The following is a 14,733-nucleotide window of genomic DNA, read 5'->3' as shown; positions in this document are numbered from 1 at the left end:
GCAGTTATAAAGGGTGGAAAACATCAATTTTAGCTTATTTATATGCTATTTTAACCGTTAAGGATATGTTAAATCACCGTTAAGTTAATTTTGCATATATTTGGGGTAATAAAATATATAATGTATGCATAATATATATTAATTTTGCATAAAAATCATCCTACTATGATTACAAAGAAACCTACATTTAAAAAGCTTTCACCATCATTTGGAGAATCGGTGCTTGTAAAGCAACATAACGACAAGCTAGATAGAGGTGAAATGTTTTGGCACTTTCACCCAGAGTTAGAATTAATTTATGTGAATAGAGGCCAAGGTAAAACACATATTGGAAACCATTTATCATACTTTAATAATAGTCAGCTTATATTAATAGGATCAAATTTACCGCATAACGGATTTACCGACAGGCTTACTGCTGCTGGTATTGAAACAACCATACAGTTTAGACCAGATTTTTTAGGTGAAGATTTTTTTAACGCGGTGCCCGAGGCTAATGCTATAGGTACGCTTTTTGAAAAAGCTAAAAACGGTATTCTATTTAATAGAGCAACTAAAGATGTTGTGGGCTCTAAAATTGAAGATTTAGAAAATTATAATGGTTTTAATAGAATTTTAAAATTGTTAGAAATTTTACAATATTTAGCAACTACCGATGATTATACCATTTTAAATGCCGATGGTTTTGTGTTTGAAGCTGAACCACAAGACACAGATAAAATTAAAACTATTTATAAGTTTGTAAATGCTAATTTTAAAGAACATATTGCTTTAGAAGATATTGCAGATAAAGTTAGTATGACAGTGCCCGCTTTTTGCCGTTATTTTAAGAAAACAACTGGTAAAACATTTACACAAGTAGTAAATGAAATACGCATAGTGCATGCCACGAAACTTTTAAATGAAAGCCAAATGAGTATTGCAGATATTTGTTTTGAGTGTGGTTTTAATAACTTTTCGCATTTTAATAAGCAGTTTAATGAAATAATTGGTAAAAGTGCCTCTAACTACAGAAAAGAAATTAAACAAATAATAGGTTAAGCTAAACCTTGCCATTCCATTCATTGTAAAACTGTTTTAAGTACAGTTCCATAAACAGATGTCTTTCAATGGCAAGTTTTTTACCTGTTTTTGTATTCATACGGTCTTTTAAAAGCAGTAATTTTTCGTAAAAATGGTTTATAGTTGGCGCTGTAGATTTTTTATACTCGGCTTTGGTCATGTTTAAATTAGGCGGAATGTTTGGGTTGTAAAGTTGCCTGTTTTTAAAGCCACCATAATTAAAGGTACGGGCAATACCAATGGCGCCAATGGCATCTAACCTATCAGCATCTTGTACTACGTTTAATTCTGCCGATGTAAATTTTTGTACTTCATTACCACCTTTAAATGATATGTTTTCAATAATATTTACGACATGTTCTATAACTGCCGAATCTACATTTAGTTTAAATAAAAATTCGCGGGCTATTCTTGAGCCAACAGTTTCATCGCCGTTGTAAAATTTACTATCTGCAATATCATGTAGCAATGCGCCCAATGCAACAACAAATGTATTTACAGTTTCGTTTTTTGCAATTAAAAGAGCGTTGTTATAAACTCTAAGTGTGTGAAACCAATCATGGCCACCTTCGGCTCCAGAAAGGGTTTTTTCTACAAAGATTTTTGTTTTTTGTATTATGGTTCCTGAAGACATATAAGCTTAACTTTATTTAGCAATGGCAGGTTGTACCCATTTAAATTCAAATGAATTTTCAGGAATTTTCATTCTATCTGCTAAGCGGTACATTCTATCTGGTAATTTCATTAAGTAATCTCTAGCTTTTTCAGCTTCATCCGTTAGGTTTGTTATTTTATCTATTTCCCAACGGTCAATTAATTTTTTAAGAATATCAACATAATCAGTTGAGGTGTATACGCCAATACGTTGTGCCGTGTTTGAAAACTCTTCAAAAGCAGTACTTATTTTATCACCAGATTCTCTTAAAAAATGTGCTGGCATGGTAATTTTTTGTTTCATCATGTAATGAAATGCCATCATCATTTGGCTAGGATCTACTTTAAAAATACGCTCCACAAATTCAGAGTAGGCGTTGTGGTGTCTCATTTCGTCACCAGAAACCATTTGGCACATTCTAGCTAATCGTTTATTTCCATATTTTTTGGCAATTTTTGCTACTCTGTTATGAGATATGTATGTGGCAAGTTCTTGGAAACTAGTGTATACAAAGTTTTTGTAAGGGTCTCTATCTGTACCAATATCAAAACCGTCAGAAATTAAATGTTGTGTGGTTACTTCAATTTCGCGCATGTTAACTCTACCAGAAAGGTAAAGGTATTTGTTTAGTACATCACCGTGTCTGTTTTCCTCACCCGTCCAATGTTTAATCCATCTAGACCATCCTCCGGGGTTATTTACTTGGTCAATACCTTCAACATCCATTAACCAAGACTCATAGGTTGGTAAAGCTTCTTCAGTAATCATATCACCAACTAAAACTACCCAAAAATCATAAGGTAATTCTTTTGATAGTTCTCGTATTTCGGTTATTTCATCAAAAAACGTATCACTTTCAGAGTTTGGTAAAAAATCTGTTGGTTGCCAAATTTTATCTATGGGAATTAAGTATTTCTGAATTAATGCGTCAACATCTTTTTCTAAAAACTGCATTACTTCTAAACGTACATTTTTTAACGACATTTTATATTTTTTTAAAGGTGAATATCTTGTTTTATGGTAGTTTCAATTTCATTTATAAGTGCGTGCTTATCTTGGTAATTAGCCAATTTTAAAGGAGTATGCACTTTAAATGTAATGTGTGTACCCAAACCCATAGGAAATTTTCCGTATTTAAACATTTTCCATGAGTTATTTATTGAAATAGGCACAATAAGTGCCGATGGTATTTTTTTAAATAATATTTCTAAACCTTTAGTTTGAAAGGGTTTTGGTTGCCCTGTTTTGCTTCTAGTGCCTTCTGGAAAAATAGCGGCTGCTCGTTTAGTGGTTTCAATATATTCGCCAAATTTCATAATAGCAGGTAAAGATTGTCTGGGGTTTTTTCTATCAATTAAAGCAGAACCGCCATGACGTAAATTGTATGATACGCTAGGTATGCCTTTACCAAGTTCCTTTTTACTTATAAATTTTACATGATGTTTGCGCATATACCACATTATGGGCGATATATCATACATGCTTTGGTGGTTGGCAACAATAATAATTGGGGTATTGGTTGGTATATTGTGCTTATTAATAAATGTAAAGCGTGTGCCTAAAATATGTGTACATTTAATTAAAAAAAACTGAAGTGCATCTACACTTAATTTATGTGCTTTGTACCCAAATACATTAAAGCAAAACCATTGTATAGGGTGAAATATTACTAGTGTTAAAAAAAAACAGAAGTAGTAAATAACGGTTATTGGGTAAGATAAAATTTTTACCATGCCCAAAAGTACATGATTTTTTAAAGAAGTAAAATAAAACTAAGGTATTTAATACACGGCAGTACAAACATTGTCTTTACAAATAACATCATTGGGTTGTAGGGTAACGGCGCAATCTGAAACCACGCCCCATTTAGCATTAAATATGCTTTCAAGTTGGTTGTATTGTTCTACCTTGGTTTCAAAATCTTGTACATTTATTGATGTAGAGTACACCAAATAACTCCATGGGCCACCACAAGGTTTGCTACCAAAGGCAATATATTTACATGTTGTAGTTTCATTACAAACAGAGCTTGCAGCTAATGTTTCAATATCATTTTTTAATTGCGTTAGTGTTTCTAATTCACTGTTGTATGATGAAGCTTGATTATCATCATCACTTAAACACCCAGCAAAAAATACAATTGATAAAACAATTATTAAGCTTATAAATTTAAACGTATTATTAGCAATCATTTTTTATTTTGAAGATGATGTATTAATAAAAAGGTTGCGTTTTAAGCATAAAAAACCGCGATTATTTTCGCGGTTTGTAATTTATAAGCTTAAAGTGTTATTAGCAAAACTCGTTATAAGCGTCTTTTAGGTTGTCTGCAATAAGTTCAGCAGGTCTTCCTTCAATATGATGACGTTCAAGCATGTGTACTAGTTCACCATTTTTAAATAAAGCCATACTTGGTGAACTTGGAGGAAACGGTACCATATATTCTCTAGCTTTTGTTACAGCGTCTTTATCAACACCTGCAAAAACAGTAACAATATGGTCTGGTTTTTTGCTGTTTTCTAAACTCATTTTAGCACCTGGGCGTGCATTTGCTGCAGCACAACCACATACAGAGTTTACAACTACCAATGTTGTACCTTCTTTAGCTATAGCAGCATCAACTGCTTCAACCGTTTGTAATTCTTCAAAACCAACATTTGTTAAGTCTTCGCGCATTGGTTTTACTAATTCTGCTGGATACATATTTTAAAATTTTTTAATTAACAATTTATTAGTTGCCAAAAATTACTTTTTGGATTGCAAAGATATCAATTGTGTAACAAAATATGCCTGCAATCAACTAACTAATATTATATTTACCAATAAATAAAATTTATAATTATTATGAGTGTTTCAAAATGGATTGGTGGTGCACTTGGGTGGTCTTTTGGTGGCCCCATAGGCGCTATTATAGGTATTGCTTTAGGTAGCGTTGTTGATGCCATGTCTAACGGTAGTAAAGATACTTTTTTAGGTGAAGGAAAACAACGTAAAAGACCAAACTATAGTGGTAGGGCAGAACGCCCCCAAACACAATCAGGAGATTTTGAAGTTAGCTTACTTGTTTTAGCCTCAATAGTTATAAAGGCCGATGGTAAACAAGACCAAAGAGAATTAGATTATGTACGCCAACAGTTTTCTACAATGTATGGAAAAGAACGCGCAAACCATGCGTTTCAATTGTTTAAAAATATAAGCAAGCAAAACATATCTACAAGGCAAGTGTGTTTGCAAATAAAGCAAATGATGGATCATCCGTCTCGTTTGCAATTAATGCATTTTTTATTTGGAATTGCAAAAGCCGATGGTGTTGTTACTAAAGATGAAGAACGGCAAATACAAATAATAGCAGGCTATTTGGGTATTAGTGTTAGAGATTATGAAAGTATAAAAGCCATGTTTTATAACAGTAGTGATAATGCTTATAAAGTTTTAGAAATTGAAAAAGATGCAAGTGTTGATGATATTAAACGCGCTTACCGAAAAATGGCAAAAAAATATCATCCAGATAGGGTAATTCATTTAGGAAAAGAACATCAAGCAGGTGCTGAAGAAAAGTTTAGGCAAGTACAAGATGCTTATGAGCATTTGCAAAAAGAATTGAAGTTTTAACGCCACATATTTAGAAAAAATAAAAAATCCGTGTAAAAGCATTTTACACGGATTTTTTTATGTGGTTTAAAAACGGTTTTTATTTAGTAAAAACTTCTTTGCTTGTATAAATTTTTGTTGAATCGTTTTTATCAAAAATATATACTAATTTGTTGTCATCATTTAAATAAACCGATGCTAATTTCCAACCTTCACTTTGTGTAGATTCTAATAAACATTTTCTAACATCGGGGTTGTTTAAGTTTAAATTTGCAATTTTAATAGTGTCTGCTTTTGCTGTAAAAACAGCGCTTAACATAATAACTGTAAGTAATAATTGTAATTTTTTCATCATAGATAAGGGTTTAAATTCTGCACAATGCTATGATAAAATTAATTTCTAGTTAAAAATAATGGTTGAATGTTCTTTTTTAACCGTTAATGTAGCTGTTTTTCCTAAAATTAATGCTCTATTATCCTTTTCATGGCCAGCGGGCATATTAAAGGCAATTGGGAAATTGTATTCTGAAAGTACATCTAAAATAAGTTGTTCAATAGAGCTTCCCCAAGGTGTTGTGTTGCGTTTAATTTTTGTCATATCGCCAATAATAACACCTTCACAATTATTAAAATACCCAGCACGTTTTAAACTTTGCAACATACGGTCTATATGGTATTTATATTCGCCAATTTCTTCAATAAAAAGAATTTTTCCGGCTGTATTAATACTAGTTTTAGAGCCTAACATAGTATGTAAAATAGTTAAATTTCCACCAACAATTGGCGCCGTTACATTACCTGTTTTGTTATAATTTGTACCTTTTAAAGTGTAGCTTAGCGGTTGGCCAAAAAGTGCATCTTTAAAAGTTTTTATAGTTTCTTTAATGGTTTCTGGTGCATCTTGTAAGCTTGTACACATCATGGCGTGTATAGATTGTACACCTAAAGTATGTACTTGGTTGTGAATGGCCGTAATATCACTATAGCCAATTATCCATTTAGGGTTTTCTTTAAAGTTAAACCAATCTAATTTGTCTAAAATTCTAACAGAGCCATAACCGCCTCTGGCGCACCAAATAGCTTTAATGTTTGGGTTGTTTAATGCGTTTTGAAAATCTTCACAACGTTCATCATCAGTTCCAGCAAAATGGCGTCCTTGGTTAAAAACATATTTGCCAACTTTAGCGTGTAACCCCCAACTTTTAAGTAGTTTTTTAGCGCTTTCAATTTCAGCGGTTCTGTTTTTTAGAATGCCGGCAGGTGCAACAATGGCAACCGTATCACCAGCTTTTAAATAAGGTGGTTGTATCAAATTAACTTGGTGTTTTATTGGTTTGTTTTGGGTGTTTGCACTAATCCTTCCGAAGAAAAAAAATATACAAAACACGTATAATAGTAGGTTTCTAGACATAATGTAAATGTACATTTTTTTAATGAAACATAATTTTGAAGAACTCCCTCAAATAACTTAAAAATTGTTAATTGAATTAAATCTGCTGAAATACCATAATTTATCAAATTTGCATGATTTTCTAATGGCTTTCAACATGTATTTATTACGCACTTTTTTTCGTAAAAAGCCCTTAAAATGTGTACTTTTGCGCCTTAGTGATAGATTTACAATAGGAATTATGAATAAACCAAAAAGATATACAGTTACAACTGCATTACCATACACCAATGGGCCAATACATATTGGACATTTAGCGGGTGTTTACGTGCCAGCCGATATTTATGTGCGTTATTTACGCTTAACTGGTAATGATGTAGCCTTTATTGGCGGCAGTGATGAACATGGTGTTCCTATTACTATTAAAGCTAAAAATGAAGGTGTTACACCACAAGATATTGTAGATAAATATCATGCTATTATAAAGCAATCTTTTGAAGATTTTGGAATTACCTATGATAATTATTCCAGAACATCGGCACCAATTCATCATAAAACAGCATCAGAATTTTTTAAAACCTTATATGATAAAGGCGAATTTATTGAAGAAACTACAGAGCAGTTATATGACGAAGAAGCTAAACAATTTTTAGCCGATAGGTTTGTAATTGGAACATGCCCAAAATGTGGAAATGAAGAAAGCTACGGAGACCAATGTGAAAATTGTGGAACAAGCCATAATGCCACCGATTTAATTAATCCAAAGTCTGCAATAACCGGAAATACGCCAACCTTAAAACAAACAAAACACTGGTTTTTACCGCTAGATAAGCATGAAGATTTTTTAAAAGAATGGATTTTAAAAGGTCATAAAAAAGATTGGAAACCAAATGTATACGGACAAGTAAAATCTTGGATAGATGATGGTTTGCGCCCTAGAGCCGTAACACGCGATTTAGATTGGGGCATTCCGGTACCTGTTGAAGGTGGCGAAGGCAAAGTACTTTACGTTTGGTTTGATGCGCCAATTGGTTACATATCATCAACTATTGAGTGGGCAGAACGCGAAGGAAAAAATTGGGAACCCTATTGGAAAGATAAAGATACCAAACTAGTACATTTTATTGGTAAAGATAATATTGTGTTTCACTGTATTATTTTTCCAAGTATGCTAAAGGCTGAAGGAAGTTATATTTTACCCGAAAATGTACCTGCTAATGAATTTTTAAATTTAGAAGGTAACAAACTTTCAACCTCTAAAAATTGGGCGGTTTGGTTACCAGAATATTTAAAAGATTTCCCTGGCCAACAAGATGTTTTGCGTTATGTGTTAACGGCAAATGCACCAGAAACAAAGGATAACGATTTTACTTGGAAAGATTTTCAAGCAAGAAATAATAATGAGTTAGTTGCCATTTTTGGTAACTTTATTAACCGTGTGGTAGTATTAACTAATAAATATTACGAAGGCGTTACACCAACACCAAGTGAGTTTAATATTGTAGATAAAGAAACTCTGGCTGCTGTTAAAGCGTATCCTAATGTAATTGCAAGTTCTATTGAACGTTACCGTTTTAGAGAAGCGGGCCAAGAGTTAATGAATTTAGCACGCTTAGGAAATAAGTATTTAGCTGATGAAGAACCTTGGAAAACAATTAAGGTAGATGAGGCTAGAACACAAACCGTAATGTACGTTGCGCTTCAAATTGCAAGTGCTTTAGCTACTTTATGCGAGCCGTTTTTACCATTTACTGCTGAAAAACTTAAAAATATACTTTGTCATTCTGAACTTGCTTCAGAATCACAATGGAATGATATCCCTAACAAAGATGTCTTATTACCTGCAGGTCATAAAATAGGAAAAGCAGAATTGTTATTCTCTAAAATTGAAGATAAAACCATACAAGAACAGTTAGATAAACTAGAAGCTAGTAAAAAAGCAAATGAAGCTGCCAATAAAAAAGTAGAACCACAAAAAGATACCATTACTTTTGAAGATTTTACAAAGCTTGATATACGTGTTGGTACAATTTTAGAAGCAGAAAAAATGCCTAAAACCAAAAAGCTTTTAAAGTTAAAAGTAGATACCGGTATTGATACTCGTACTATAGTATCAGGTATTGCAGAAAGTTTTACTGCTGAAGAGGTTATAGGTAAAAAAGTAACCGTTTTGGTAAATTTAGCACCAAGAGCTTTACGTGGTGTTGAAAGCCAAGGCATGATTTTAATGACTGAAACGCCCGAAGGTAAATTGGTTTTTGTAAACCCTGATGATGCTTCGGTAAATAATGGGTTGCAAATAAGCTAAAAATATGTATCATTATTTAAAAGCACCTTTTTAAGGTGCTTTTTTTGTTAATGTTTGTTAAATATTCAAGCCTAAAATGGCTGTTTTTTTGTTATAACGTGTTGTTTTGTATTGGTTTAAATGCATTTCTAAAAGTAATGTTAAAATCAATGTTGCTTAAAATTACAATCTGAAGGTATATCAATATTCGTATATAATTACAGTAACCAAAAACAAAAACAGCATAATGAAAAAATTAATTTTACTATGTCTTTCAATAACAATTCTTTCCTGCGGAACATCAAAAACAGTAAGAACTTCAAAAAAAGTAATTAAAGGAAACTGGGTGTTAAATAATATAGATTACAGTGAAGCTGGCACATATGATGTAACACTTCTAAATGATGCAGATAAAGCCTGCTTTGAAGGTAGTACATGGCAATTTGTGCCAAATAACAACACAGGTATATATTCAATTAACGGTTTAAGTTGTGCATCTGGAGAGCGATACTTTGTGTTTACAATTGATGAGGTAAATGCAGAAACTGGTTTGTATGATTTTCTTTTAAAACCAACTTCAGAAAAGTATAAATCTGAAACCAATACCGGTTTTAGGTTAAGTTTAACAGCATTGTCTGATACCATGATGCAGTGGCAGCAAACGGTTAATGTAAAAGGTAAGCCGTTTACAATTTCAATGAATTTTACTAAACAATAAAAACTAAAAAATTATGATTAAGAAAATATCAATACTTCTGTTTACAGTAGTGTTAACCTTTGGTTTAACAAACTGTAAATCGGTTCAAAATGCAAATAATAAACAAAAAGGCGCTGTAATTGGTGCTACCGGTGGCGCTATTTTAGGAGCCATAATAGGTAATAATGTTGGTAAAGGCGGTAACGGCGAGTTAGGTGCTGTTATTGGTGGTGTTATTGGCGGTGGTGCAGGCGTACTTATTGGTAACAAAATGGATAAGCAAGCTCAAAAAATTGAAGAAGAAATTCCAGGTGCCGAGGTTGAACGTGTAGATAATGGTATTGTTGTAACTTTTGATGAATCAAGTGGTGTATATTTTGATACTAATAAGTATAATATTAACACAGCATCTCAAGCTACTTTAAATAAGTTAATTGGTGTTTTTAAAGAATATCCAGACACAAACATTTTAGTAGTTGGGCATACTGATAGCCAAGGTGCTGAAGATTATAACATGACGCTTTCAAAAAATAGAGCCTACGCAGTAACAAATTATTTAGCTGGAAATGGTATTAACAACGGGCGTTTAACAACCAATTGGTTTGGAGAAACACAACCGGTACATGATAACAGTACAGCCGAAGGTAGGGCCAAAAACCGTAGAGTTAATGTGGCTATTTTACCAAATGAAAAAATGATTGAAGAAGCAGAAAATCAGGTTAAGGGATAATAGATTTAATTGATTTATTATGAAAAGGGAGGTGTTACATAACACCTCTTTTTTTGTTTAAATGTAATTTTAACAATTAATCTTATTTAGATTTATTAAAAATAATATATCTTTGCAATGGTTTGTATTTTAACAATATAAGTTTTGGGTAAAAATAAATTAGACAAGAAGCAACAAAAAAAAGCACTTAAAAGTTTGCATGAAGCTGGTATTATTAATGCCAAAAAAGTAAAAAGTAAGTGCTGCGAAAAGTATAAAAAAAGCGAAAAAAAGCGTTGTGGCAAATGCCCTTGTTTTGATTTGCTTAAAAAAGTAGCTTAAAATTTTAAATAGGAATAAAAAAGCGCATGATTTTTTAAATCATGCGCTTTTTTTATTGTAAATAAACTTATGCTTATTCTAATTCCATTTTAAAAACATTGGCTAAACCACTTAACTCAATGTCATTTGGTACCGTTATACTATGAGAACGTTCAGTTCTATCCCATTCAACTTCTTTACCAGATTTTAACTCAACAACACGTTTTACAGGTGTTGCAGGTCCATATCCAATATTATTTAGTTTACCTAACTTAATTTTACTTCCTGCTTTAGGTTTTCCTAAAATAAATACGTAAAGTGATTTTTTATCTTTTGAAGTAGTAAAACGGATATCACTAGCGGTGTATTTTACTTTAGCCGATTGCCCACCATGAGCACCATCTTCGGCTTTTGCGTGCCCAAATCCGTAAATATGGAATGGTCTTGTGCCATAAACAGCTTCACCATAAGTTTCTAACCATGAGCCAACACCTGTTAATAAATCGCGTTGTTCTTTATTAATAGTACCATCGGCCATTGGTGAAATGTTTAATAATACAACACCGTTTTTACTCCAAACATCAATCATATTTCTTAATAACAACTCTGGAGATTTGTATACTTGCCCATGCGTATAGCACCAGCTACCTTTATCACTAACAGTAATATCGGTCATCCAAACGGTTTCAGAAACATCTTTTTTACCACCTTGTTCAATATCTAAAACACTCATAGTTTTAGGTAAATCGTCATGCTTAGCAATTAATACAGGCTCTTGTCCTGTTTTTAAACCGTTGTTTAAAAAATGAGCAGACATTTCTTGTATTTTATCTTCAGCTACATGGTTTAACCATACATCATACCATAACATGTCTGGTGAATATTTATCAACCACCTCATTTACCTGATCTAGCCAATATTGGTCAAATTCTTTTTGTGGCATGTTACCATAAAACATTTTAAGTTTTTCATCTTCAGAAGACGTTGGGTAATCTGGGTGGTAAGCAAAATGGCTATTGTAAGTATCCCATTTAGTAGAATCACCGTCATGACGTTGTCTTAACCTAGCATGATGGAAAGATGTCATGGTTTTTAAACCACGTTTTTTAACGGCTGTTAATATTTCACCAGTAATATCTTTTTTTGGACCCATATCGGCAGAGTTCCAAGGGTTAATTTCACTATCCCACATTGCAAAACCATCGTGGTGTTGTGCAACAGGGCCAGCAAACTTAGCGCCGGCTGCTTTAAATAAATCTGCCCAATTTTCAGCATCAAAATTTTCAGCTTTAAACATTGGTATAAAATCATGGTAACCAAATTCTTCTAACTTACCATAATTTTTTTCATGGTATTCTTTATAATCTGGGTGTTCATTAACTCTGTATAACCTGTACGGATACCATTCTGAGCCATAAGCAGGAACGCTATAAACACCCCAGTGAAAGTATATGCCTAGTTTAGAATCGTGAAACCATTCAGGGTCTGCTGTATGTTTTGCTAAAGACTCCCAATTAGCTTCATAGTTGCTAGAGTCACTTTCATTTGCCATGGCTAACTTTTCTTCTTGCTTACAAGAAACCAATACAAGACCAACAGCTAAAATTTTCAAAAAATTTTTCATCTCTTAAGTTTATTTACATTTGGTTAGAATACAACGCAAATTAAATTAATTGATAACAAATTGAGTGTAACAATCGTTTTTAAAAGTAGAACGAATGGTCATTTTACTAAATATTGGTTAGATTTTACTGATTGTTGTTGATGTTTTATTGTGTTGATTATCAATTGAAAAATAACGATGTTAAGTAAAAAACTATACAGAAATACCTTTAGTTATATAAAAAAAGAAGTTTCTTTTCTAAATTGCATCTGTTTCAAAATTAAAAACATGTTATTACTAAATTACATACAAACACATACGCAATTACCAGAAAAAGCCATACAAAATACCATTAGTTTATTAAATGATGCATGTACCATACCGTTTATTTCTCGTTACCGGAAGGAAGCCACAGGAAATTTAGATGAGGTACAAATAGGCAATATTGTAAAATATAAAGAACAGTTTGAAGCTTTAGAAAAACGAAAAGTAGCCATTTTAAAAGCTTTGGAAGAGCAAGGTGTTTTAACATCAGATTTAGAACAAAAAATAACCGCTTCATCAGATTTAACCACGCTTGAAGATTTATACCTACCATACAAAAAAAGCCGAAAAACAAAAGCCGAAAAAGCGCGCCAGTTAGGTTTAGAGCCTTTAGCAAAAATAATAATGAGCCAGAATGCCAGAGATGTAGAGTCGGTTGCACTTCGTTATGTAAAAGGTGAAGTAAACGCGTTTGAAGACGCTCTTGAAGGCGCACGCCACATTATAGCCGAATGGATAAACGAGCGCACCGATATTCGTAATAATATTCGGTATCAATTAGAGCGTTTCGCTATTATTTCAACAAAGGTTATAAAAACAAAAGAAAAAGAAGAAGAAGCCCAAAAATTTAAAGATTATTTTAATTGGGAAGAATCGCTTAGCAGAATTCCGTCGCATCGTTTACTAGCCATTCTTAGAGCAGAAAAAGAAGGGTTTATTCGTGTAAAAATTGAAATTGATGACGACAGAGCGTTAAATAAAATTGAACAACGCATTATAAAATCCAATAACGATTGCGCCGAACAAATAGAAATAGCCATAAAAGATGCATATAAACGTTTATTATTACCATCGTTAAGTAATGAAGCTTTACAAAAAGCCAAAGAAAAAGCTGATGAAGCTGCAATTACTGTTTTTGCCAAAAACTTAAAGCAATTATTATTAGGGTCGCCATTAGGAGAAAAACGTGTTTTAGCAATCGACCCAGGATTTCGTACAGGTTGCAAAATAGTATGTTTAGATGCCCAGGGACAGCTAAAACATAACGAAACCATTTATCCGCATCCGCCAAAAAACGATAGCACAGGCGCAATTAAAAAAATTAGCACATTAGCCGAAGCTTATAAAATTGAAGCCATTGCTATTGGAAACGGAACAGCCTCACGCGAAACCGAAGCTCTAGTGCGTAAAATTAGATTTAAAAACGATATGCAAGTATTTGTGGTTAGCGAAGCAGGAGCAAGTATTTATTCGGCATCAAAAATTGCGCGCGACGAGTTCCCAAATTATGATGTTACCGTACGCGGAAGCGTTTCTATTGGAAGGCGATTACAAGACCCATTGGCAGAATTGGTTAAAATTGAAGCTAAAAGCATTGGCGTTGGGCAATATCAACACGATGTAGACCAAACAAAGCTGAAAAGTGAGCTTGATACTGTTGTTGAGCATTGTGTAAATGCTGTTGGTGTAAACTTAAATACAGCTAGTAAAAGCTTGTTAAGTTATGTGTCTGGTATTGGACCAAAACTTGCCGAAAATATAGTGACTTATCGCGACGAGAACGGTGCATTTAAATCGCGTACCGATTTAAAAAGTGTACCACGCCTTGGTGGAAAGGCTTTCGAGCAAGGTTCGGCATTTCTAAGAATAAAAGAGGCTAAAAATCCGTTAGACGATTCGGCGGTGCATCCAGAAAGCTATCACATTGTTAAAACCATTGCTAAAAACGAAGGCAAAACCGTTAGCGAGCTTATTGGAAATTCACAAGTGTTAAAAAGTATAAAATTAAATCAATATGTTTCAGAAACAGTTGGGTTGCCAACGCTTCAAGATATTGTAAAAGAACTTGAAAAACCTGGTTTAGATATTCGCGAACAAGCTAAGGTTTTCACCTTCAATCAAAACATAAAAACCATTACCGATGTGCAAGAAGGGCAATTATTACCAGGCATTGTAAACAACGTTACTAATTTTGGTGCTTTTGTAGATATTGGAATCAAAGAAAGTGGTTTAATTCATATTTCAAATCTATCCGATGGCTTTGTAAGCGATGTAAACGATCATATTAGCTTGCATCAGCAAGTTATTGTTAAGGTTTTAGAGGTAGATTTTCCGCGAAAGCGTATTCAATTAAAGTTGCATAAATAAATGTAA

General features: G+C 33.1%; 15 protein-coding genes. 7 read left to right on the top strand and 8 right to left on the bottom strand.

The features are described 5' to 3' along the window. Positions 1 to 165 precede the first annotated feature (165 nt). Positions 166 to 1,041 (top strand): AraC family transcriptional regulator, encoded by an 876-nt coding sequence (locus ACYX4H_RS05015; protein WP_475295140.1) that lies wholly within the window; start codon positions 166 to 168, stop codon positions 1,039 to 1,041. A 1-nt stretch (position 1,042) separates the two neighbouring features. On the opposite strand, the gene ACYX4H_RS05010 is transcribed toward ACYX4H_RS05015, so the two are convergent. The 5 genes from ACYX4H_RS05010 to ACYX4H_RS04990 all read right to left on the bottom strand — a co-directional run bounded on the left by ACYX4H_RS05010 (position 1,043) and on the right by ACYX4H_RS04990 (position 4,420). Next, a complete protein-coding gene (locus tag ACYX4H_RS05010; protein WP_476238134.1) occupies positions 1,043 to 1,696 on the bottom strand; it encodes an HD domain-containing protein in 654 nt (217 codons plus the stop codon). Between the two features lie 12 nt (positions 1,697 to 1,708). Then, positions 1,709 to 2,701, bottom strand: a complete 993-nt coding sequence (locus tag ACYX4H_RS05005; RefSeq protein WP_476238133.1) for an acyl-ACP desaturase — start codon at positions 2,699 to 2,701, stop codon at positions 1,709 to 1,711. A gap of 11 nt (positions 2,702 to 2,712) precedes the next feature. Next, positions 2,713 to 3,450 (bottom strand): lysophospholipid acyltransferase family protein, encoded by a 738-nt coding sequence (locus tag ACYX4H_RS05000; protein ID WP_476238132.1) that lies wholly within the window; start codon positions 3,448 to 3,450, stop codon positions 2,713 to 2,715. A 48-nt stretch (positions 3,451 to 3,498) separates the two neighbouring features. After that, positions 3,499 to 3,909, bottom strand: coding sequence for a hypothetical protein (locus ACYX4H_RS04995; RefSeq protein ID WP_476238131.1), 411 nt, complete (start codon positions 3,907 to 3,909; stop codon positions 3,499 to 3,501). 100 nt (positions 3,910 to 4,009) lie between these two features. Further along, positions 4,010 to 4,420, bottom strand: a complete 411-nt coding sequence (locus tag ACYX4H_RS04990) for a BrxA/BrxB family bacilliredoxin (protein ID WP_475295147.1) — start codon at positions 4,418 to 4,420, stop codon at positions 4,010 to 4,012. 141 nt (positions 4,421 to 4,561) lie between these two features. Here ACYX4H_RS04990 and ACYX4H_RS04985 point away from each other — a divergent pair, with 141 nt between their 5' ends. Next, positions 4,562 to 5,329, top strand: coding sequence for a TerB family tellurite resistance protein (locus ACYX4H_RS04985; RefSeq protein WP_476238128.1), 768 nt, complete (start codon positions 4,562 to 4,564; stop codon positions 5,327 to 5,329). Positions 5,330 to 5,408: 79 nt separating this feature from the next. On the opposite strand, the gene ACYX4H_RS04980 is transcribed toward ACYX4H_RS04985, so the two are convergent. After that, positions 5,409 to 5,663, bottom strand: a complete 255-nt coding sequence (locus ACYX4H_RS04980; protein ID WP_476238127.1) for a hypothetical protein — start codon at positions 5,661 to 5,663, stop codon at positions 5,409 to 5,411. Between the two features lie 45 nt (positions 5,664 to 5,708). Continuing rightward, positions 5,709 to 6,734 (bottom strand): S66 peptidase family protein, encoded by a 1,026-nt coding sequence (locus ACYX4H_RS04975; protein WP_476238126.1) that lies wholly within the window; start codon positions 6,732 to 6,734, stop codon positions 5,709 to 5,711. 205 nt (positions 6,735 to 6,939) lie between these two features. On the opposite strand from ACYX4H_RS04975, the gene metG reads away from it, so the two are divergent. From metG to ACYX4H_RS04955, 4 genes are all read left to right on the top strand, one after another. Beyond that, positions 6,940 to 9,006, top strand: a complete 2,067-nt coding sequence (metG, locus tag ACYX4H_RS04970; RefSeq protein WP_476238125.1) for a methionine--tRNA ligase — start codon at positions 6,940 to 6,942, stop codon at positions 9,004 to 9,006. 226 nt (positions 9,007 to 9,232) lie between these two features. Further along, positions 9,233 to 9,703, top strand: coding sequence for a lipocalin family protein (locus ACYX4H_RS04965; RefSeq protein WP_476238124.1), 471 nt, complete (start codon positions 9,233 to 9,235; stop codon positions 9,701 to 9,703). A 13-nt stretch (positions 9,704 to 9,716) separates the two neighbouring features. Beyond that, positions 9,717 to 10,412 (top strand): YiaD family glycine zipper/OmpA-like lipoprotein, encoded by a 696-nt coding sequence (locus ACYX4H_RS04960; protein WP_476238122.1) that lies wholly within the window; start codon positions 9,717 to 9,719, stop codon positions 10,410 to 10,412. Positions 10,413 to 10,556: 144 nt separating this feature from the next. Continuing rightward, positions 10,557 to 10,733 (top strand): hypothetical protein, encoded by a 177-nt coding sequence (locus ACYX4H_RS04955; RefSeq protein WP_186826852.1) that lies wholly within the window; start codon positions 10,557 to 10,559, stop codon positions 10,731 to 10,733. 73 nt (positions 10,734 to 10,806) lie between these two features. Here ACYX4H_RS04955 and ACYX4H_RS04950 read toward each other — a convergent pair whose 3' ends face one another. Then, positions 10,807 to 12,336 (bottom strand): alpha-L-fucosidase, encoded by a 1,530-nt coding sequence (locus ACYX4H_RS04950; RefSeq protein ID WP_476238121.1) that lies wholly within the window; start codon positions 12,334 to 12,336, stop codon positions 10,807 to 10,809. 267 nt (positions 12,337 to 12,603) lie between these two features. On the opposite strand from ACYX4H_RS04950, the gene ACYX4H_RS04945 reads away from it, so the two are divergent. Then, a complete protein-coding gene (locus tag ACYX4H_RS04945; protein WP_476238119.1) occupies positions 12,604 to 14,727 on the top strand; it encodes a Tex family protein in 2,124 nt (707 codons plus the stop codon). Positions 14,728 to 14,733: the final 6 nt, after the last annotated feature.

This window comes from Seonamhaeicola sp. ABD4_340, from assembly GCF_056312135.1.
The sequence above is the reverse complement of the archived record's forward strand: the minus strand, read 5'-3'. Positions and strand labels throughout refer to the sequence as shown.